This is a genomic window from Paenibacillus xylanilyticus, assembly GCF_013359935.1.
GTDB lineage: Bacteria > Bacillota > Bacilli > Paenibacillales > Paenibacillaceae > Paenibacillus > Paenibacillus xylanilyticus.
The window spans coordinates 126,259-145,770 of sequence record NZ_JABMCB010000201.1; the positions used below are offsets into that span (position 1 = coordinate 126,259).

The 19,512-nt window shown below is 49.1% G+C and carries 18 protein-coding genes and 1 pseudogene; 10 read left to right on the forward strand and 9 right to left on the reverse strand.

What is annotated here, in order from left to right; translation table 11 throughout:
* Positions 1-26: 26 nt before the first annotated feature.
* Together HP552_RS24820 and HP552_RS24825 are read right to left on the reverse strand one after the other, a co-directional pair.
* Positions 27-875, reverse strand: coding sequence for a WYL domain-containing protein (locus HP552_RS24820; protein WP_175398069.1), 849 nt, complete (start codon positions 873-875; stop codon positions 27-29).
* A complete protein-coding gene (locus HP552_RS24825; RefSeq protein WP_175398070.1) occupies positions 823-2,178 on the reverse strand; it encodes a helix-turn-helix transcriptional regulator in 1,356 nt (451 codons plus the stop codon). The genes HP552_RS24820 and HP552_RS24825 overlap by 53 nt, the downstream gene beginning before the upstream one ends.
* 221 nt (positions 2,179-2,399) lie before the next feature.
* Between HP552_RS24825 and HP552_RS24830 the strand changes: the two genes are divergently transcribed.
* The 3 genes and pseudogenes from HP552_RS24830 (at position 2,400) to HP552_RS24840 (ending at position 4,021) form a co-directional block, all read left to right on the forward strand.
* Positions 2,400-3,203, forward strand: coding sequence for a nucleotidyltransferase domain-containing protein (locus tag HP552_RS24830; RefSeq protein WP_175398071.1), 804 nt, complete (start codon positions 2,400-2,402; stop codon positions 3,201-3,203).
* A 3-nt stretch (positions 3,204-3,206) separates the two neighbouring features.
* Positions 3,207-3,524: pseudogene (locus tag HP552_RS35835) on the forward strand (polynucleotide kinase-phosphatase); the annotation flags it as partial.
* Between the two features lie 245 nt (positions 3,525-3,769).
* Positions 3,770-4,021: an RNA-binding protein gene (locus tag HP552_RS24840; RefSeq protein ID WP_095288864.1), complete on the forward strand. Its 252-nt coding sequence runs from the start codon at positions 3,770-3,772 to the stop codon at positions 4,019-4,021.
* A gap of 109 nt (positions 4,022-4,130) precedes the next feature.
* Here the strand turns inward: HP552_RS24840 and HP552_RS24845 are convergent, their stop codons facing one another.
* A complete protein-coding gene (locus HP552_RS24845) occupies positions 4,131-5,051 on the reverse strand; it encodes an AEC family transporter (protein WP_175398072.1) in 921 nt (306 codons plus the stop codon).
* 93 nt (positions 5,052-5,144) lie between these two features.
* Here HP552_RS24845 and HP552_RS24850 point away from each other — a divergent pair, with 93 nt between their 5' ends.
* The 3 genes from HP552_RS24850 (at position 5,145) to HP552_RS24860 (ending at position 7,996) form a co-directional block, all read left to right on the forward strand.
* Positions 5,145-5,651: a mismatch-specific DNA-glycosylase gene (locus tag HP552_RS24850; protein ID WP_175398073.1), complete on the forward strand. Its 507-nt coding sequence runs from the start codon at positions 5,145-5,147 to the stop codon at positions 5,649-5,651.
* Between the two features lie 187 nt (positions 5,652-5,838).
* Entirely contained in the window at positions 5,839-6,411 is a 573-nt protein-coding gene (locus HP552_RS24855) for an RNA polymerase sigma factor (RefSeq protein WP_175398074.1), read from the forward strand.
* Positions 6,392-7,996 carry a DUF4179 domain-containing protein gene (locus HP552_RS24860; RefSeq protein WP_175398075.1) on the forward strand — a complete coding sequence of 535 codons (1,605 nt, stop codon included), beginning with the start codon at positions 6,392-6,394 and terminating at the stop codon, positions 7,994-7,996. Before HP552_RS24855 ends, HP552_RS24860 begins: the two co-directional genes overlap by 20 nt.
* Before the next feature lie 105 nt (positions 7,997-8,101).
* On the opposite strand, the gene HP552_RS24865 is transcribed toward HP552_RS24860, so the two are convergent.
* The gene (locus tag HP552_RS24865; RefSeq protein WP_175398076.1) at positions 8,102-9,154 is read right to left on the reverse strand and encodes a LacI family DNA-binding transcriptional regulator; all 1,053 of its coding nucleotides are present in this window, start codon (positions 9,152-9,154) and stop codon (positions 8,102-8,104) included.
* 233 nt (positions 9,155-9,387) lie between these two features.
* On the opposite strand from HP552_RS24865, the gene HP552_RS24870 reads away from it, so the two are divergent.
* The gene (locus HP552_RS24870) at positions 9,388-10,707 is read left to right on the forward strand and encodes a glycoside hydrolase family 125 protein (RefSeq protein WP_175398077.1); all 1,320 of its coding nucleotides are present in this window, start codon (positions 9,388-9,390) and stop codon (positions 10,705-10,707) included.
* 171 nt (positions 10,708-10,878) lie between these two features.
* On the opposite strand, the gene HP552_RS24875 is transcribed toward HP552_RS24870, so the two are convergent.
* Together HP552_RS24875 and HP552_RS24880 are read right to left on the reverse strand one after the other, a co-directional pair.
* Positions 10,879-11,892, reverse strand: a complete 1,014-nt coding sequence (locus HP552_RS24875) for a Gfo/Idh/MocA family protein (protein WP_217506559.1) — start codon at positions 11,890-11,892, stop codon at positions 10,879-10,881.
* 54 nt (positions 11,893-11,946) lie between these two features.
* The gene (locus HP552_RS24880) at positions 11,947-12,834 is read right to left on the reverse strand and encodes a sugar phosphate isomerase/epimerase family protein (protein WP_175398079.1); all 888 of its coding nucleotides are present in this window, start codon (positions 12,832-12,834) and stop codon (positions 11,947-11,949) included.
* 129 nt (positions 12,835-12,963) lie between these two features.
* Here HP552_RS24880 and HP552_RS24885 point away from each other — a divergent pair, with 129 nt between their 5' ends.
* Complete coding sequence (locus HP552_RS24885; protein WP_175398080.1) at positions 12,964-13,872, forward strand: AraC family transcriptional regulator; 909 nt, start codon at positions 12,964-12,966, stop codon at positions 13,870-13,872.
* A gap of 105 nt (positions 13,873-13,977) precedes the next feature.
* On the opposite strand, the gene HP552_RS24890 is transcribed toward HP552_RS24885, so the two are convergent.
* A complete protein-coding gene (locus tag HP552_RS24890) occupies positions 13,978-14,661 on the reverse strand; it encodes a serine/threonine-protein kinase (protein ID WP_175398081.1) in 684 nt (227 codons plus the stop codon).
* 261 nt (positions 14,662-14,922) lie between these two features.
* On the opposite strand from HP552_RS24890, the gene HP552_RS24895 reads away from it, so the two are divergent.
* Entirely contained in the window at positions 14,923-15,840 is a 918-nt protein-coding gene (locus HP552_RS24895) for a PD-(D/E)XK nuclease family protein (protein WP_175398082.1), read from the forward strand.
* A gap of 156 nt (positions 15,841-15,996) precedes the next feature.
* Here HP552_RS24895 and ald read toward each other — a convergent pair whose 3' ends face one another.
* Entirely contained in the window at positions 15,997-17,130 is a 1,134-nt protein-coding gene (gene ald / locus HP552_RS24900) for an alanine dehydrogenase (RefSeq protein ID WP_175398083.1), read from the reverse strand.
* Between the two features lie 189 nt (positions 17,131-17,319).
* On the opposite strand from ald, the gene HP552_RS24905 reads away from it, so the two are divergent.
* Positions 17,320-18,990, forward strand: a complete 1,671-nt coding sequence (locus tag HP552_RS24905) for a PucR family transcriptional regulator (RefSeq protein WP_175398084.1) — start codon at positions 17,320-17,322, stop codon at positions 18,988-18,990.
* A gap of 26 nt (positions 18,991-19,016) precedes the next feature.
* Here HP552_RS24905 and HP552_RS24910 read toward each other — a convergent pair whose 3' ends face one another.
* Positions 19,017-19,298 (reverse strand): hypothetical protein, encoded by a 282-nt coding sequence (locus HP552_RS24910; protein ID WP_175398085.1) that lies wholly within the window; start codon positions 19,296-19,298, stop codon positions 19,017-19,019.
* Positions 19,299-19,512 lie beyond the last annotated feature (214 nt).

Below are 19,512 nucleotides of genomic sequence, written 5' to 3' on the forward strand. Positions count from 1 at the left end.
GAACCAGATGGTTCGGGTTGGTGTTGTTATGGGGTTATTCGCATCACGTGAGCCGGTTCAGACCTCACTTCTGGCTCCGGATCTGCATAGCGGGCAAGCACCTTGGCAGCGGTCTCGGACATGCGCTTTCGAAGCGCCGCATTCTCTACAATTCGAACCCGTTTGCCCAGAAAACGCATTTTGGACAGCACATAATCCATTTCACTCCGGGGAATCGTCAGCTCAATCCGGTAAGAACGCTGTGCTTCCACGTACTCAACCTGTTTCTCGAAGCAGGAGAAGGCATATAGAATTCGCGACAGTTCCTGGTTGAATTCAGGCAGCACTTCAATCGTGACCGTTGTCTTTCGTTTCTCGGTCAAAATAGGAATCAGTGCGATGTATTGCGACAGACTTTCCGGTTCGATGTGCTGTGGCTCCGCAGTGATCATGTTGCGCAGCTTGGTTGACATCAGCTTGCCGAAGCGGGGAGCGTACCAGAGCACGTACCATTCTTTTTTGACCATGGAATATTCAAGCTTATAAGGGAACCCGAATTGATCCTGAATGATTTGCCCATTGCGGACCCGCCCCGTCAGACGAAAGCCCTGCTGATGCATAATGATCTTTCGCAATGGTTTGAGCAGGGGATGGGAGACGCTGTTTTCTTCACTCTTCGCTTTTTCGGTCAAGTACTCCTGCAGGTTCAGATCCTGCTCCATATCCAGCATATCTTGCAGTTTGCTGTACGTGGAAGGGGTCAATGCTTCCTGGGCAGCCGTGTGATTCAGCATCATTCGGAGCCAGGACCGTTCCTGCGAAGTCCAGGTGAAGAGTCCAGTCTCATTCAATCTCGTCATGATCTGATAGTTGAACATCTTCTCGAACAGATTCATAATATTGCGCAATCTCCTTCCATTCCTTGATCATCTCCTGACGCAGCCTATGAGGTGCGATGACCTCGCAGCTTGAGCCGAAGCTCCGAAGCCACGGCTTAATCTCCGTTGTACCATTCACCCGGATTTCATACAGAAAGGTGTGATCCGTTTCGGGTGTAATCGTGCCCCACTGGCCTTGCAGACGCACCCGATCCAGAATGAAGTTGCGCTGACCGCTCTCGGGATGAAAAAAACGGACTTGAACCGTTACCGTGTTCGCCGTATCCACCAGCCAGCTGTACCGGCTGGCCTCAGCCCATTGCTGTTTGAGTTCAAGCATATACGCTGCGTCGACCGCATCCAGTTCCTCCATCTGCGTAATGCCTTCCATCCGAAACTTCACAAACCCGCGGCGCCCTTGATATCCAATGACATACCAACGGCCATACTGGTGATCATAAACCACTTCGAGCGGAAGAATCCGATTGGCGTGTCCGCCGGCTTCCCGTTCAAATCGCGGATTTGTATTCTGCGAGCTGTAGCTGGATGGCTTTTTGGGTGGAAAATAGACAAACTGGACCCGCTTGCACTGGCGAATGGCACTAAGCAGCGTGTACAAGTGCGCTTCGTCCAGAATGCGGGAATAATAATGGTACTTGTATATAAAAGGTTCAGTGACTTCCTGCTCGGGATAGCTAGTGGCAATTGCCTTCTTGAGACTGTCTCTTAACAAATATCCCTGTACTGACGGGACTTGGGTATTGGCCATGATGTCTACAAAATCATATAACTCCAGCTGCTCCTGGGCCGTTAGTTTGGTGAGGACGTCCTGCTGCAGCATATATCGATAAGGCCTGCCACCTGATTCCTTCCGGATCACGCCGACTTCCTCCAGATACTTCAGATCGGTGCGGATCGTTTTTTCGTCAGGCAGTGCCAGTTCCTCGGGCAGATCGGCACAGCAGGCATCCAGCAGTTCCATGGCGGTCAGTGCGCTGCCTTGCAGCGTATGTAAAATGACGGAAAGTCGCTGAACCTCCGTCTCTTTCATCGATTTGGCACGATAGAGGAACAGCAGCATGGGTTCTGCAGTTTCACCATACTGAAAACGGACGAGGTCCGTCATCTCTTTACTTGGCTCGGATCCGCTGCGCGGGTCCACAACAGTTTGCATGATTTCTTTTAACCTGCGTGTGGTTTTATCGAAGGTATGTACGGAGATGCCAAGTCGTTCGGCATACTGTTTGCGATTGTATGCACCGTTTGTCAGAGACAGCATGCGGAGAAACTGAATTTCTTTGTCAAAGCTTTCTTTGGCCATGAATCATCACTCCCTGGTGGCCTGGAGTCAGGCAAATAGAATAATGCTATGCTTCTCACTTCTCGTATCCCTTCATTGTAACAGGAAGAGTGGCTGGTTTCATTTTAAACTTATAAAGGTCGCCATACTTTCGCCATGTTCTTGTATAGATGGGTTAGGCATAATGAGGGTATGAAGAGATGTTTGGAAAACAACAGAACAGATGAAGGAGGCAGGCAGACATGACCCACGTTCATGAAGAAATGAGAGAGACGATTCGGCAGCAGCTTGCACAGATTGAACAGGAGGAACGGGTGCGCATTATCTATGCCTGCGAGTCAGGCAGTCGAACCTGGGGATTTCCTTCACAGGATAGTGATTATGATGTGCGTTTCCTGTATGTGAGACCGCTGGAATGGTACTTGTCGATTGAAGATAAACGGGATGTCATTGAACGGCCGATCAGTGATCAGCTCGATATTAATGGTTGGGATCTGAAAAAGGCGCTCAAGCTGTTTCGCAAATCGAATCCACCGCTGCTGGAGTGGCTGCAATCGCCCATTCACTATGACGAAAGGTACAGTGTGGCAGAACACATTCGTTCATGGTCTCCGCTCACGTTCTCGCCCAAGTCGTGTATGTACCATTATCTGAACATGGCCAAAGGGAACTTTCGGGATTATTTACAAGGCGAGCAGGTGAGAATCAAAAAGTACTTCTATGTGCTGCGTCCACTGCTCGCGTGCGGCTGGATCGAACGATATGATGCAATGCCGCCAATGGAGTTCGATCAGTTGCTTGAGGAGATTATACCTGCCGATACCCTGCTCTATGCAGAAATTCAAGAGCTTTTAAGACGAAAAAGAGCCGGCGAGGAGCTGGATCTGGAGCCGCAGCTGCCAGCCATTCAATCCTATTTGGCAGAGAAAATTGAGCATTACGAACACATGGCTGCGGCCATGACGAATGAACAGGTAATTCAATATGAAGAACTGGATCGCATTTTCCGCTTCGCACTCGAAGAGGTATGGGCGGATGAAGTGTAGGCAGAAGGACATGAAGGCATAGTAATCAAACCGGAAACGTTCCGCGCCTGGAATGGGAACAAAATGATCCAGCCTGAGATTAAAGTACGAGGTCGTGCATATTTGCACATCATCTATGGGATGGATTACCTGGAACCCGACAAATTGTCCCGGCTCAGTAAACGCAAAACGTCCAAAAAAGAACGTCATGCCCTGATGGAAAGCGCACTTGGGATGGAGGGGATTGAGCGTTTTGTACGCAGGGAGCCTGTGGAGCGGGTTCATGAATGTGTGCTTGCGACACTCTCTCTGGAGTCCGAAAAGGTCGATCCTCGATTGTAATAGAGTTCGAAAAAGCGGGGAATGCATATTGTATTAGCTAGAAATAAGGCAGGTTTGGATGAGATCTAGGCCTGTCTTTCTTTTTATTTGTAAAAATTTTGCATTTAAGATCATTTGAATTAGGAGTCTTAATTTCAATATAACTAACCTAAGCCCTATATCCTTCGCATGTCATCTGGGTAATAATGTTATATATAGCAAGTAGTCATTGGAATCTCATAACGTAACGATAGGGGGTAACCTACATGGCGTCAATGATTCTGCTGGTGAAACAGACGGAGGACGATGAAAAGGTTATTTATCGATTCGGACCCAATGAGCGGAAGATGGGACTGATTGAAATGAACAAAATCAAGGAAAGCGTGAAGGAATTGGAGCCCGTTCAGGTCGAAGGGGTAAACCCGAGCTTTTTCTTCAATCGGGCAGCACAGCGGCTGGTTCGATGTTTATTCAGGGAAGGCGGCAAGTTTCCGGAACGGACAACGTTTGAATCCTAATTTTCCTCGGGCTGTGCAGTAAGAGTTACTCGCACAGATGGCATATGTTGTGACACGAAAAAAGTCCAAGCTCATCCGATTTACGGAGCGCATGGACTTTTTTTGTGTATCAAAATGTTTTGGCAAAAGAAATGAGTGCCGTAATGGTAATGATGTTCAAGAGTGTCGAGATGAGCACCGTCTGAGCGGCAAAGTCAGGTTCGTTGTCATATTCCTCGGCCAGAATGGACGCATTTACACCGGTAGGCATACCGGATGCAATAATCAGTGCCTGTGCAGCAATCCCCTCCAGACCCAGTAGCAATACAATCGAGATTCCGATAGCCGGGCCAATCAGGAGACGCAGAAATGTGCTAATATACACATCAAGACGATACAGCCGAATAGGATATTTTACAATCTGTGCTCCGAGTGTCAGCAGTGCCACGGCAACCATACTTTGCTGCGCATATGTCAGCGGCATGGAGAGGAACGTAGGCAGCGGCACCTTCCACATGTGGAACAGAATCCCCAGTAAAAGCGCATAGGGAACCGGCATTTTGAGAAAACCGATAATCACCGCACGGTAGTTACCTTTTAGCTTCGCACCCTGGATGGATAGTACTCCATACGTAAAAGTCAGCAGGGACTGCAAGGACATGACCAAAGCCTGTATGGAAGAAGCCAGCGGGTCTCCGCGAAATACGAGCGCATTAATCGGCAGACCATAGTTGCCTGCATTGTCCAGCATAACACTGTTGTTGAAGGCGGCCTTCATGCCTTTGTTCAGCCGAAGTGTACGTGCTAACACGGACCCTACGATGTACAGAATAACTACATATATGGCATAGAAGAGAGTAACAGTCCCGAGCAGTTCACCCGACATATCAGAATGATACATGCTCATAAAGACGGCTGCGGGGGTAATACAATAGAAATTGATTTTGGCGAGGGTGTACAAGTCGAGCTTGAACACCTTTTGCATCCAGGACCCGACTCCGATGAGGAGAAAGACGGGCAGGACGACTTCAAGCATGATGTCTGCTATCATCAGTTCAGCTTCCTTTTTCATGAAAATTTCAGTCCGATTTCGAAAACACTTCAACCATTATATCATTTTATACACCAGGGAGGTCATGTGAATATGATTCCAGATCATCTGGATGTTGGGTTATCGATTCTGTTTATCGGATTTAACCCCAGCATTACATCAGGCGAAACCGGTCATCATTATGCCTATAAAGGCAACCGTTTCTGGCGCATTCTTGAACGTTCCGGTTTGACTCCTCGTTTATATCATCCGGAAGAAGACGGTGAGCTGCTTAAGCTAGGGTATGGATTTACCAACATTGTAGCCCGGCCCACTAGAGGTGTGGAAGATATTACACGTGAAGAATATGCGGAAGGACGCCAGATTTTGCGGCAAAAGCTGGAACAATTCCGACCGGAGGTTGCCTGTTTTGTCGGGAAGGGAGTGTACACCCAGTACAGCAAGCGTGCCAAAGTGGAATGGGGCTTCCAGGACGATCCGGTCGTACCGGACATTCAGGAATTCGTTGCACCGTCCTCCAGCGGACTGGTACGCATGTCGATGGATGAGATCGTTGCGATCTACTCACAGCTTAGTGACTTTGTTTCACAGAAACGATGAGGGTTATAGGCGGGAGAGAGACCGAACAAGATTACTTACTGTGCCAAAGCTTGATGAGGATTCGCCCAACCGGCTTTAACCGGATCGGAGCGAATTCTTTTTTTGGGATAAAGTGAGAAGTTTTGGAAAGTACTTCCGTCTATATAGTACAGAACCATGCATGGAAGCTGTAGAGAAGGGGGATTACATGACTCAACATATGCAGGAGGAGGAGCTCATCGAGCGTATTATTGCGGGGGATAAACAGCTTTTTTCCGTGCTCGTGGATCGATATAAAAATAAAGTCTACGGCATTTTACGCGGAATGGGCGCGAGTCATCCGGATGCGCAGGATCTTGCACAGGACACGTTTATCCGGATCTATCGTTATCTCCCGTCCCGGAGGGAAGGAAGCAGTTTCTCTTCCTGGGTATATACCATCGCTGTGAATCGGATGAGGGATTTTATACGGCAAAAGAAACCGGTCATGACGGCAGATGAACCTGGCATGGAGCCAGCCAGTGAAGAAACGCCGGAAAGGCATGTGCTGCATAAGGAGATGCAGCGGGAAATTTACCGCCAGATGGAACAACTGCCGGAATCATACCGGCTTGTCCTGCTGTTGAAATATACCAATGAGCTGAGCTATGAAGAAATTTCAGATATTACCGGCATGAGTGCAGCGCAGGTTCGAAACGCCATGTACCGCGGGAAAAAGATGCTCAAGAAACAGATGGAGCGCAAAGGAGGGTTAGCCACATATGAAGCCTATTCCAAATGATGAGGACCGGTTATGGGAGCAGCATTTGTTCCGCGAGGAGCCTGAACCAGATTTTACGCTTCAGGTGATGAAGAAACTGGATGGTGTCTCCATGGAACGTGAAGCAGAAGTGAATTTTTTCGTGAAAAAGTCTTCCAAAACCCATTGGATGCGCCGTATGGGGGTTACAGCAGCGGCTGTTGTAATTCTTGCAGGGGGAGCCTGGTTTGCTAGGGATTATAAAATAGGGCCTGAACAACCTGCGGTCAACGCAGTGAATAATCCTCCACTTCCCAATATTCCTGTACCAGAGGAACTGAAGTACTCCTATCTGGCTGATGATTACAAACGTCTCAAGCCGCTCGGTCTTGTGGTTAATCCCAATATTCATATCGAGGATCAGGGTTACACGCTTAAGATTGAAGATGTACTAGTGGACCGTTCGCAGATTGTACTTACTGTACAGCAAAATGCACCTGATGGGAGTACGATATATTCGGTTAATCCCGAAATGGGAAGGATTCATGTTACTGACGAAGAAGGACGGGAGGTCGCGACCCTTGCGAGGGATACCAGATCAAGCGGCGGCTCTCTTGATAAGTTTATTTTTCAGCTGCACGATGATATCCCTGATGAGGTAGTTGTACGTGGGGAACTGGGGCATTTGAATGTAGGGGGCCAATACAACTTCGAAACAAAATCATACGAAGATAAAGAGACGGTGGATTGGAGCTTCCAGTTTAACATCGATATGACCAAAGCCAAATCACTGGCTGTTGAAGCTCCTATGAATAACACATATACGACGCCAGAAGGTTTGAAATTGGATATGACGCAGCTTGTACGAACGCCAAATGGAACCCGGCTTGATATGAATGTAAGTCTAGACGATCAGTTGCGTGACAAAGTAGGTGAAGACTGGGAGAAACATATGGACATCCTGTATCACATCGAAATTCCCGAAACGAATGAGTACCGAATATTCAATGGAAGCAGAGCTATTGCACGTTATGCCAAATTCAGATTAAGGGATACGAGCCAGTTAAGCCAGAATGGTGGGCAAATGAAATTGTCTGAAACGTGGGATCCTGCTTTAGTGACGGTGAACGCGAAGAACATCCGCTTTGTGCTGGATGGATATACGATACCAGTAAAGGCAGAGAAGGGGATAGAAGTGGATTTGGACAAGAGACGTACGGAACCTAACCGATTCTACACTTTCGCCCGATTTGAACAGTTTGGCGATGAGGTTCTCTTATTTGATTACAATTATGAGCCAGTGTATAACGCGTCAAAGGGTGGTTTGGAGGAGAAATCCTCGCTTGTTCTAGAGGGAAGTGGAAGATTTCGAAATGAGATCAGCGGCGATAAGTGGGTAGCTGTTGATCGTCATGGAACGGAGTACCCTGTTGAAGTGATCGGAATTGTGGATAAGCCTGATCAAAATGAAGAATATATTGTGGATGATTTTAAACTGATGATCCACGGTTTTTACAAAGAGAACGGAACGAAATTCACCTTGAAAAGAACGGTAGTCCATCGGGACTTTCGGGATGTGAACTGGGCAGTGGATCTCCCTTCGTTTAAAAGTCTGCCTTGGGAGTAGTAAGATGGTTTTAATGAGCCCTTTAAATAACGGAAGCCCCGCACTATTGCGGGGCTATTTCCATATGTACACGAGCCTTTTTTTAAGGCGTAAGGCGATATCCAGTTAAGCTGATTCCCGTGGAATAAGGGAAGTGGCGAGCATGACCGTCTCCTTCGGTGTCCCTGGGCGTTCAATGCGTCTCTGCAAAGCCTCAATGGCCCGCTGTCCAAGCTCCTCCTTACACAGGTTGACCGTCGTCAGAGGTGGAGAAGACGTGGCGGCAGAGTGGACATTATCAATGCCGATCACGCGGCAGTCTTGAGGTGTGGAAATTCCGATCTCCTGCAGCTTGTTCATCCATTGCAAGGCGATATCATCATTCACTCCAATCCATGCATCGGGTCTTTCATCCTCGGGCATCTGCATGATCTCTTTTGCCAGTTGGTTAACCCATTCCCCTTGCTCATAAGGAACATTCCACTCCCGGAATGTCGCAGTGTGACCCTGACCTGTATGGAAATGATTCAATGCCAGCTCCATGCCAATCTTGCGCTGGGCGAAGCTGGCCGCACGACCGTCATCCGTAATTAATCCGATTCTGCGGGATTGTAGCGATAATAGATATCGGACAACGGTAATGCCTGCCTCCAGGTTATCATGGCTGATCGTATCGCAGTTCAGGAGCGGTTCCTGATGATCCGCCAGAACGATGGGACGGCCTGTTTGAGCAAGTCGCTGCAGAACGGCATGAGGAAATGCACCCATAACAATGACGCCAGCGCAGCGTTCCCAGTCCAGATGCGGAGCGATTGCCCGTTCCGGCGGTGTATGTTCATCCCCGGTACCAAGTGAAGGGGATACAATGGCATGATGCCAGCCACGCTCATTACAGCCAGAGATCATACCGGATAACACCCGCTGCCAGTAGTGAGGCTCCCCGCGGTTTAGCTGATTCATGCAGATGAGCGCAAACGGTGGTTCCGATTGATCTGCAGCCGTGGGTGCACCACTACTGCCAGGCGTGTTTTGACGGTATCCCAGAGCTCTGGCTAATTCAAGCACACGGGCGCGGGTGGACTCGCTGACTCCAGTCTTGCCACTGAGTGCACGGGAAACGGCATATTTGGATAATCCAAGCTGGTCAGCCAGCGTCTGAATGGATACTTTGCGGGACATTTTCATGACTCCTTCATATGTAAACAAATATTATTTTGAAGTGAACTCGTAGCAGTTTTAAATTGACGACATCACCAAGACACAGTACACTACACTTAATAACGTTATTATATATTATGATAACAAAAATAACAATAATAAACCTACGAAAAGAAGACACCATCTCTGGGAGAGTAAAAGAGCAGCTAAATCCAGACACCCAACCATACTTCATGTCGAAGGAGATAACGCCCATGGAACAGTTCAAATTACCGAAAATCCCCATGCCACATCTGGAATTGCCGCAGGCTGTGCAAGATATTCTGATCGAGGCGGACCAGCAGCTGCAGCACAGACCGAGACTGCTTGCGCAGTTCCGCAACTGCTTTCCGAGTACATTGGAAACGACGACCAAGCTGCTTGAGGATGGGACAACGTTTGTCATTACCGGAGATATTCCAGCCATGTGGCTGCGTGATTCAGTGGAACAAGTCATGCATTATGTGCCGCTCGCGAAGGAAGATGTAGCATTACAGCGGATTATCGGAGGACTGATCAAACGGCATATGTTCTATGCTGACATCGATGTTTATGCCAATGCGTTCAACGAAACGGCCAATGGCTGGCACTGGGATGCGAATGATGAGACCGAGATGTCGCCATGGGTGTGGGAGCGCAAGTTTGAACTGGATTCCCTTTGTTTCTCCATGAAACTGGCCTATACATACTGGCGTGAGACGGAATTAACAGATATTTTCGATGATCGCTTCAAACGGGTGATGGAGAGTGTGGTCCATTTATGGCAAACAGAGCAGCGTCATGCCGAGCAATCGCCATACCGGTTTATGCGCCGCAATTGTCCTGCCCATGATACGATGCGCAATGCAGGACTCGGAATGCCTGTGAACTATACGGGAATGATTTGGTCCGGTTTTCGTCCGAGTGATGATGCATGTGATTTTCACTATAACATCCCTGCAAATATGTTTGCTGCGGTGACCCTGCGCCAGATGGGGGAGATCGCCAAATGGGTATTCCGGGACGAACAATTGGTTAGCGAAATGACACGGCTTGAAGAAGAGATTCGTCATGGGATCTCTCTTTACGGCATATACAATCATCCGGTCTATGGACGAATCTATGCCTACGAAACAGACGGTTACGGCAATTATTGCCTGATGGATGATGCGGGGACGCCGGGGCTGATGTCCATCCCGTATTTTGAATATGCGTCAGCGGAGGATGCCGTGTATCAGAATACGCGCCGGTTTATTTTAAGCAAGGAGAATCCGTTCTATTATGAAGGGCAAGCAGCCAAAGGGATCGGAAGTCCGCATACTCCGCCAGGATATATCTGGCATATGGCGCTGTCCATGCAGGGACTGACGGCGGACAATGACGAGGAGATGCTGGAGATGATTGAACTTCTGGAGAATACAGATGCAGGGACGGGGTATATGCATGAAGGCTTTCATGCCGATGATCCGGACACCTTTACAAGACCGTGGTTTGCCTGGTCCAACAGTCTGTTCTCGCAGCTGGTGTACAAAGCAATGAAAAAAGGGATCCTATAGAGGGATATAAATTGGTTATACTGTTACACTCAAATACTGCAATTGCATTACCATCTTTCGATCGCTGTTATCATTTTGTGAAAATGCAACAAAATACTAAACAGTCAAGCCCAACCCGCAAATCTGTGCGGTTGGGCTTGGTTGTTTATGAAGCTATGGAAGGCCTCCGTGCTACATTGTTTTCAGCAGATCGGCAATGAACACTTTCCGGCCCGAGCGGGCGCTTTCCAGGGAAGCGAGCACCATCGCCATGCTGAACTGGTTGTCGCTGCAATCCGTCTCTGGCAGTCGCCCCGATTCGAGCGCAGTGAACATGTCTTCGAGGCAGCCATGATGTCCGGATTTCTCCATCACAGGCAGCTGACCTTCAATTCGTTCTGAAGGCTGGAAAAAGGAAGGTTTTCCGTCAGGACCAAGGTGCTCCGCAGCAACAACTTCTGCATAAATATCATCATGTCCATCCCAGATGGCCGTCCCTTTTTCTCCTGTTACACGCCATGATGCTTCCCATGAAGTAGGTGCGCCTTCTGCACACCAGGATCCGCGGTAGTTGAAGACGGAACCGTCAGACATTTCGAAGATGCATAAAGCCATTGCATTGCCTGCATACCAGGAACCTGGAGGATTGAATTCGTGACAGTAGACCGACACCGGATTGGCTCCGAGGATAAGTCTGGCCTGATCAAATGTATGAATGGCCATGTCCAGCAGCAGCGGACTGTCCATCATATCACGGAATCCGCCAAAATGAGGTCCGAGGAAAAAATCTGCCCCCGCATAACCGACCTTGCCAATGCTGCCTCCGGCGATAAGCTCCCGAAAGGCACGAATGCGCGGATCGAAGCGGCGATTCTGCATCACAGCCTGGATGCGGCCTGTCTTGCGTGAAGTCTGGACAATGTCCTCACATTCAGCGAAGGATTCTGCCAGTGGCTTTTCGCCAAACACATGGCATCCTTGCTGCAATGCTGTCATGGCGATGCCATAATGACTTGCGGGAATGGTGACATCAAATACAATATTGGCTTCTGTAGCTTTAATGGCCTCAGCAATATCCGTAAAAATGGGACAGGAGAGACCGTGCCGTGCAGCCAATGCTGCTGCTTGGTGTTCCTGTAGATCGACAAGCCCAACGATTTCCGTGTCCGGTCTTTGCATGGCGTAGTCCACCCAAGTATTGGACATGGCTCCACAACCTGCGACAACTATCCGATGCTGCTGACTCACTCAATCATCTCCTTATACCGGATTCGGAACAAAATCTCCGCCGCGGCATTGTTTCAGATAGCGAAGAGCGTGCACCTGTCCCGTCATTTCCAATTCATCTTTGTACACCGGGTCGTGCCAGCCTTCAATGTCGATCATTCCCTGGTATCCGTTTTGCCGCAAAATGGTGATGATGTCGGACCAGTTGGTATCTCCGAAGCCGGGCGTACGATGCCAGACAAACTCATGTGGACCATGAACACCATGTTCCTTGACGATATCCCAGGCAATGGTTGCATCCTTGCCATGCACGTGGAACACTTTGGGCGCCCATTTGCGAAGCTGGGGAATCGGGTCAATGAGGCTGGTCATCTGATGGCAAGGCTCCCACTCGAGGCCAATGTTTTCATCCGGAACAGCATTGAACATCATTTCCCAGGCCGTCGGATTGTGGGCGATATTCCAGTCGCCTTTCTGCCAAGTTCCGTCCATATCACAGTTTTCAAAAGCAATTCGTACACCCCTGTCTGCCGCCCGGCGTGCCAATTCGCCGAAAACCTCCTTAAACCGCGGTATGGACTCGTCAATGGGCTGATCGGTAAGACGACCCGTAAACCCGGAGACAATATCCGCTCCAAACAAGTGGGCATGATCAATTACCCGTTCCCAGCTGGCTAATGTGTCTGCGTTGTTCCCGGCACCGGTCAGCGGATTGCCGAAAACACTGACTGCAGAAATGGTAATGTCATGTTCGTCTACCAGCTCGCGGACACGTTTGGCTGTTTCGGCAAGGTCCAGATCACCTGTCGTTTGCCAGAAGGTCAGATTGAATGATTCGAAATCATGCTTCATGATCTGCGGGATTACACGGACAGCATCTGCTCCACCCACGAGGGTGCCAATGCGCAATTGATTTTTCATGGTTGTATTTCACTCCAATATTGGCTTATAGTACTTCGTGACACACTCATTATAGCCGCGCATCTGCCGTGTGGCTCTATACAATCTTGTGCAATATTAGTCCGATTTTGTGAGGAAGGGGAAGAGGCCGTGCTGGACCTGAAAGCGCTTCACGAAAATACCCGAATTGATCATAAATCACATCCGTTTCAACTGTTCCAGAATCGCTGCTCAGGCATGAAATCGGAAGAGTGTATCATGTATCTGCATTGGCATGAGCACTTTGAATTGATTGCCATGCGTAAGGGCAACGCCGTGTTTCATATTGACAGCAGGCCTTATACGGCTGGACCGGGAGAGGTACTGGTCATTCCGGGAGGGACGCTTCACGTGGGTTATGCCCTGGAAGAGGGGGATGTGGAGTATGATTCGGTCGTCGTCAATGCGGCATTATTTCATGACTTCACGCATGATCCACTTCATTTGCAGTACGTGGCTCCGTATCTGGAGGGGCGAATTCGCTTTCCGGTAAAGCCAGCGGAGCAGGACAGGATCTGCCTCGACTACTACTCGCTAATCCATGATGCGATTGAAGAGATGGTTATGCAGCCGCCTGCCTACCAGCTCGTTGCAAAGTCCAAACTGCACGCCTTGTTTACGATGCTGGCCCGTACCTTTATGCCCCAGCAGCTTCCGGAAAGAACAACGGGTTCGTATTTTCCAAACCGGGAAAGGTTTAAACAATTGATCGAACATATCGAAGCCAATGCTGCCGATAAAATGTCCGTGACCGAAGCGGCCAGTCAGGTGGGACTGAATACATATCATTTTTGCAAAATGTTTAAAAAACTGACGGGCCGTACCTTCGTCGAATACGTGAATGGATGTCGGATGACAGAAGCCGAACACTTGCTGCGAACCAGCAATCTGACCATAACCGAGATTGCTGCCAGAGTGGGGTGCGACAATGCCAATTATTTTACGAAACTGTATAAGCAGTACAAGGGGATGACTCCTTCCGAGGGGCGGATGAAGAAGGAGACTGGAGGACTGCACTGATCTCCCTTGTACGTACGGAAAAACCCGGATAGCTGCCATCTCTGGCTCTGATCCGGGTTTGAATTATTAATGGTCTGAAGTGAGAAGGCATCTAACCTTCCATTCTTATTTCATAAACCTGGCGAACAGGCGATTTGCTTTTTTGGAAAGGTCGTCCATTTTGAGATTGGCTTGATCCAGCTGATTGTAACCCCATTTGATCGTCTGCAGCATACGTGGTGAAATGGGTGTGCCTTTGATTTTTGGATAAATGTTGTGATATGCCCAGACGAGATGTTCCCACCGATTGTCATTGCCTTCCTTAATGTACTCGGATACATCAAGCACTTTCGCACGTCCATTCTGAAGCAGCACATTTTTGAGATGCATGTCTCGTGGATTCAGGCCCCGGCTGCGTACGGCTGCACGGGCTTCGTCGACATCAATCATGACCTGCTCGGGAACCGGGATTCCTTTTTCCAGACACTCCAGCAGGGTATCTCCGGGTTCATAACTGATCACGAGAATGTTTCGTCCGCTGCCGTAATAAGTGGGGAAATAAGGCAATCCTCTGAGTTGTTCATAGACCCGCTTCTCGTTCTCCAGTTTCTCCAGCGCGTGATCGGAATACACTTTGAAGGCGTATTGCGGCAATCCGTCATAGGTAAAGACAGCCGCATCCGTACCTGTTCCGATGCAATAGATACCTTCTGCATGACCGATGATATTCACCAGCTCATTCCGGTCGCTGCCAATGACCTGGATCTGTTGCAAAGCTATTTCCGCCTGGAACCAATCCGGTCGATTCATGGGTGGTGCCTCCTTTTAGGATATGCCTGTACATGTTCTAATGATATGCAACATCCTGTCCTCTATTTAGTATATTATGCGTTTTGCTCCGCAATTTCATCTTTTGGTGATGTTACTATATAAACGTTACGCTTCGAATCGGAAACGGTTGCGTGCAGAAGAAAATAGCGGGAGAGCTTGCGGCATTTTTACCCTATCCTTTATACTGTGAGCATCAAGGGATCTCAAGCAGATCCGGTATACAGAAAGGCAGAACAGCTTATGGCACAATACCCGCAGTGGTCTTATTCGCAGTCGCGGGCAAGCATGTTCGATGAGTGCCTGCGCAAATATTATTATCATTATTACGGAGCCCATAACGGCTGGAAGACCGAATCGGCTGATGAGATGCAGGTTCGACTGTACCGATTAAAACAGCTCAGCAATCTATATCTCGTGTTTGGTGATCTTGCACACCGCATGTGTGAGTCTGCGGTTCGCAGCAGGGAGGAAGGCAAAGACAAGCCGCGTGAGCATTTTCTGGAACAGACGATGCGCAAGCTGCTTAATCAGGCCTATGTGGAATCCATGGATCTTGATCAGTGGCGGCTGGACCCGAAGAACCGGGTGATGTTATCCGAGATCTATTACGGAGATGACACGCTGAATGACCGAATTGCAACCATCAAGGAGCGAGCTTCGGCATGTGTCCACAATATGTATCAGACGCTTACCTGGGAAGACCTGTCCCGGGCGAGTACGGACATTTTGGAAATTGAGAAATGGGACACCATGATCCTGCATGATACGCGTGTATATGTGAAGATGGACTTGTTGTATCGCCGCAGCAACGGCAACATTGTGATTGTGGATTGGAAGACAGGCAAGGAGGATGACTTCACGGATCAGCTGATGCTGTATGCAGCGTATGTGAGGGACCATTACCGGGTGCCGCTGGAGCAGATTGAGCTGCGAGTGGAATATCTGTTGACCGGAACACATCGCGAGTTTACCCCGACCGAAGAGGAACTGCAGAAGGTCGAGGACAATGTGGGAAGATATATCGAAGAGATGCGTTCCTGCGTGGCGGATGAGTATTACAATCGTCCAAAGGAGATGTCGTACTTTACCCCGATGCCCTCACGCCGGGCATGCAGGGATTGCAATTTCCGGGAAGTGTGCAGTGACCGAGCAGTTTGAACCACATGAAAACCCAGAACTTATAACCATACGCGAGTCTATTCCCCGTAAAAATAAATCAAGAAGCGCCAGTTCGGTCAATGCCTGACCGGACTGGCGCTTCTTCTCGTTCCACAGGCCAGCGACAAGGCGCCGGGTGGAACGACCATATACAGATTACTGGACAGCGGCAGGATTCTCCAGCGCCTGTCCTGCAGGAACATAGGCATGCCCGAGATCCCGTGCCACTGCCTCATACGTGATGTGTCCATTCAGCACGTTGACCGCGCTGCGAATGGACGCATTGCCGCGAATCGCGGAGGCTGCACCATGGTTGGCCAGCTGCAGCGCATAAGGCATGGTGGCGTTGGTCAGCGCCACCGTGGACGTGCGCGGCACCGCGCCTGGCATGTTCGCTACCGCATAATGCACGACACCATGTTTCACATAAGTTGGTTCATCATGGGTCGTGATATGATCAATGGTTTCGACAATCCCGCCTTGATCAATCGCCACATCCACAATGACCGATCCGGGTGCCATGGTCGTAACCATCTGCTCGGTGACGAGTTTGGGCGCTTTGGCGCCGGGGATCAGCACCGCACAGATCAGCAGATCTGCAGCAGCGACAGCTGCCGCAATGTTGGATGCACTGGATACCAGCGTATGAATCTGATTGCCGAATATATCATCCAGCTGGCGCAGGCGGTTCAAATTCAGGTCAAGGATGGTCACATCCGCTCCCAGACCAATTGCAATTTTTGCCGCATTGGTACCGACCGTACCTCCGCCAATAATGGCCACCTTGCCACGGGTAACACCAGGGACACCGGATAACAGAATGCCTTTGCCACCTTCGGTTTTCTCCAGCAACTGGGCCCCGATCTGAGCCGACATTCGTCCGGCAACTTCACTCATTGGGGTTAGCAATGGGAGCGTACCGTTAACCTCAAGCGTCTCATACGCTATGGCGATTACCCGGCTTTCGATGAGCGCTTTGGCCAGTGCTGGTTCCGCAGCCAGATGCAGATAGGTGAAGAGAATCAGTCCTGGACGGAAATAGGCGTACTCACTCGCAAGCGGTTCTTTGACCTTGATAATCATATCCGCCTTTGACCAAACGGCTTGGGCCAGATCCTGAATGACAGCTCCGGCTGCCTGATACTCGCTGTCCGTAAATCCACTGCCCAATCCTGCGCCCTGCTCAATCATCACCTGATGCCCCGCTCTGACAAAATCAGCAGTACCGGCAGGGGTTATGGCTACACGGTTTTCATTGTTTTTGATTTCTTTTGGAATCCCGATTCTCATACCCATGCACCTCGTCCATTTAATGGTTGTCAACTTATACTACAAGTTTATGACCTGACTAACGGATTTGCACCTTACTTTATGTCTATGTTTTCGAAGATTTAATCAACATCATGTCGAAAAGGGCTGTTCAGGACATTTGTCCATGAATTATAATGTAAGAAAAAATAACATTACGAGGGATCGATATTGAGAAATGATCGTGTTTTTACGATAAAGGATCTTTTGGCACGGCCTGTCTTTGCCAAAGCGCGTCTGGCTGCAGGACAAGGGGGAACATCTCGTCAGGTCGGATGGGTTCATGTCTTGGAGATTACCAATGTTTCTCCATATGTCAGTCCCCATGACCTTATATTATCCACTGGGCTGTGGCTTCAATCGGAAGAGGGACGTGAAGAATATCTGCTTCAGCTGATTCAGAGTGAAGCGGCGGGGTTGTGCGTCGAGTTCGGCACCAGCATACATGGCATTCCTGAAGAATTAATTAAACTTGCGGACAGTCACCAGTTTCCGCTCATCGTATTTGAACAGCCGGTAAGGTTCGTTGAGATTACACAGGATATTCATGCTCTGCTCATTAATCACCAGCACCAGCTGCTTAAGAGTCTGGAGACGTACTCTCGTCAGCTTCAGCAGCGGACGTTACAGAGTACCGACATGTCTGCTGTACTGAATCTGCTTCATGAATATGCGGCCAAACCGGTTGTGTACATCTCTTCTATGGAGCCAGGCAGCTTCGTGCCAGGTCTCCCCCCGGAGATGGAGCAGGCAATCTATACCTGGTATGAACAGGAAGTGGAGCATTTGGATCTCAATGATTCGGATACCGAATTATGGTTTCGCATCGATGAACAGAATGTATTGCTGTGTCACCCAGTCGTCTGTTTTGGCCAGGTGTTCTCTGCAGTGGGCATGATCGTGCATCCTTCTGCACCAGTGGAGTACCTCAAGCTGCTGCTTGATTATACAGCGAAAGCAGCAGCAGCTTTGACCCTGCGTTCGCAGTTTCTCGAAGAGAAGATGGTCCGCAATCAGAATGAATTAATTCAGGATTTGATGAATGGTCATATCCATCAGGAGGAGCAGGCACAGACCCGGATGGGACTTCGATTGCTGGTGAAGGGCCAGTACTGGTTTGCTGGAGGGGTTATTGAAATTGAGCATCAGCTGAAAGGGACAGGACGGGAACGGATGGAGGCAAACCATCAGGATATTCTGGTTTTGTTAAGATCCCTGCTTAAGAAGAACAATCTGCCCAGCCTGATCATGCTGAAAAATAACCAGGTCTACCTATGCTGTGCCAAGGAAGAGAGCAGTACATCTACGTCCCAGAAGCTGGCTAAAGCACTTGAAAACATTATTGGTGATGTGAGACGGTTTGCGGGTCGCAATCTGAAGCAGGTTGCGATTCATGCCGGGTTTGGCAAGATTCGCAACCGCTTGACCAGCATGCCGGAGAGTCTGCAGGAAGCTTATCAGGTTATTGAGGTTTCCCGATCCGTGAAGCGGATGGAACATATCTGCTTTTACGAACGTATGGGTATATATCAAATGTTGAAGGCGCTGCCTCAATCGTTCCTTCGCCCTTTCGTGAACGACCATCTGGGTGTGCTGATCGAATATGACCGTACACACCACCTCCAGCTTGTGGAGACGCTTGAAGCCTATTTGCAAAACTTTGGTTCCAAGCGTGACGCTGCTGCCCAATTGTTCATACATCGACAGACTTTGTACAATCGATTGGAGAAGCTGGGAGAGCTGATGGGACCCGGTTTTATGGAACAGGGGAGAAGAGTCTGCCTGGAGATGGCGCTGCTTGCTCATAACATGATTGAGGATGAACAGGCTCATCGTTCCTGATGATGTGGAAGCAGTGGAAAAGTGGTTTAGTAGTTTTTACCGATACGGCGGGACGGACGCAGTTCTGGCAAAATCGAATGACCTGACACGGAACGTCGACCGCGAAAGAGCTTGGGTTGACCCGTGGATGGGGCAAGGGATAATGAAGTAGGAGCCGCTAATCGGTAAGGAGATAACGTTCGATCAGTGCTGCCCCCTGTCTCTGACTTTTGGGAATAAAGTTCTTTTTCTCCCAACCATTCAACCAATCGTTCATGTTTGATTCCGAGTTGTCCGCTCAAATTACAGATATCGAGGTTTTTTCTCACACAAATCCGCCTTTCCTGGAATATCGTCTTATGGTATATGGAAGGTAAGCAAGAAGTTTGAGATCAGTGAATGCTTATGTATTTCAGAGTCTGCCATAGGCAAATGCCACTAGATCGGTGTGCTCGATTGGCGGAACGGTTAATTATGTTTAAACAGCGAAATTAGTTCATCTATCCCGTGTTAAACGTTTGCATCACGCTGTTTAGAGATTTT

Coding starts and splice junctions, on each gene's coding strand:
- HP552_RS24870 (WP_175398077.1), top strand. CDS start 9,388: ATGGAACAGTTCAAATTACCGAAAATCCCCATGCCACATCTGGAATTG.
- HP552_RS24845 (WP_175398072.1), bottom strand. CDS start 5,051: ATGATAGCAGACATCATGCTTGAAGTCGTCCTGCCCGTCTTTCTCCTC.
- HP552_RS24880 (WP_175398079.1), bottom strand. CDS start 12,834: ATGAAAAATCAATTGCGCATTGGCACCCTCGTGGGTGGAGCAGATGCT.
- HP552_RS24860 (WP_175398075.1), top strand. CDS start 6,392: ATGAAGCCTATTCCAAATGATGAGGACCGGTTATGGGAGCAGCATTTG.
- HP552_RS24855 (WP_175398074.1), top strand. CDS start 5,839: ATGACTCAACATATGCAGGAGGAGGAGCTCATCGAGCGTATTATTGCG.
- ald (WP_175398083.1), bottom strand. CDS start 17,130: ATGAGAATCGGGATTCCAAAAGAAATCAAAAACAATGAAAACCGTGTA.
- HP552_RS24830 (WP_175398071.1), top strand. CDS start 2,400: ATGACCCACGTTCATGAAGAAATGAGAGAGACGATTCGGCAGCAGCTT.
- HP552_RS24875 (WP_217506559.1), bottom strand. CDS start 11,892: ATGTCCAATACTTGGGTGGACTACGCCATGCAAAGACCGGACACGGAA.
- HP552_RS24825 (WP_175398070.1), bottom strand. CDS start 2,178: ATGGCCAAAGAAAGCTTTGACAAAGAAATTCAGTTTCTCCGCATGCTG.
- HP552_RS24865 (WP_175398076.1), bottom strand. CDS start 9,154: ATGTCCCGCAAAGTATCCATTCAGACGCTGGCTGACCAGCTTGGATTA.
- HP552_RS24895 (WP_175398082.1), top strand. CDS start 14,923: ATGGCACAATACCCGCAGTGGTCTTATTCGCAGTCGCGGGCAAGCATG.
- HP552_RS24890 (WP_175398081.1), bottom strand. CDS start 14,661: ATGAATCGACCGGATTGGTTCCAGGCGGAAATAGCTTTGCAACAGATC.
- HP552_RS24840 (WP_095288864.1), top strand. CDS start 3,770: ATGGCGTCAATGATTCTGCTGGTGAAACAGACGGAGGACGATGAAAAG.
- HP552_RS24850 (WP_175398073.1), top strand. CDS start 5,145: ATGATTCCAGATCATCTGGATGTTGGGTTATCGATTCTGTTTATCGGA.
- HP552_RS24820 (WP_175398069.1), bottom strand. CDS start 875: ATGAATCTGTTCGAGAAGATGTTCAACTATCAGATCATGACGAGATTG.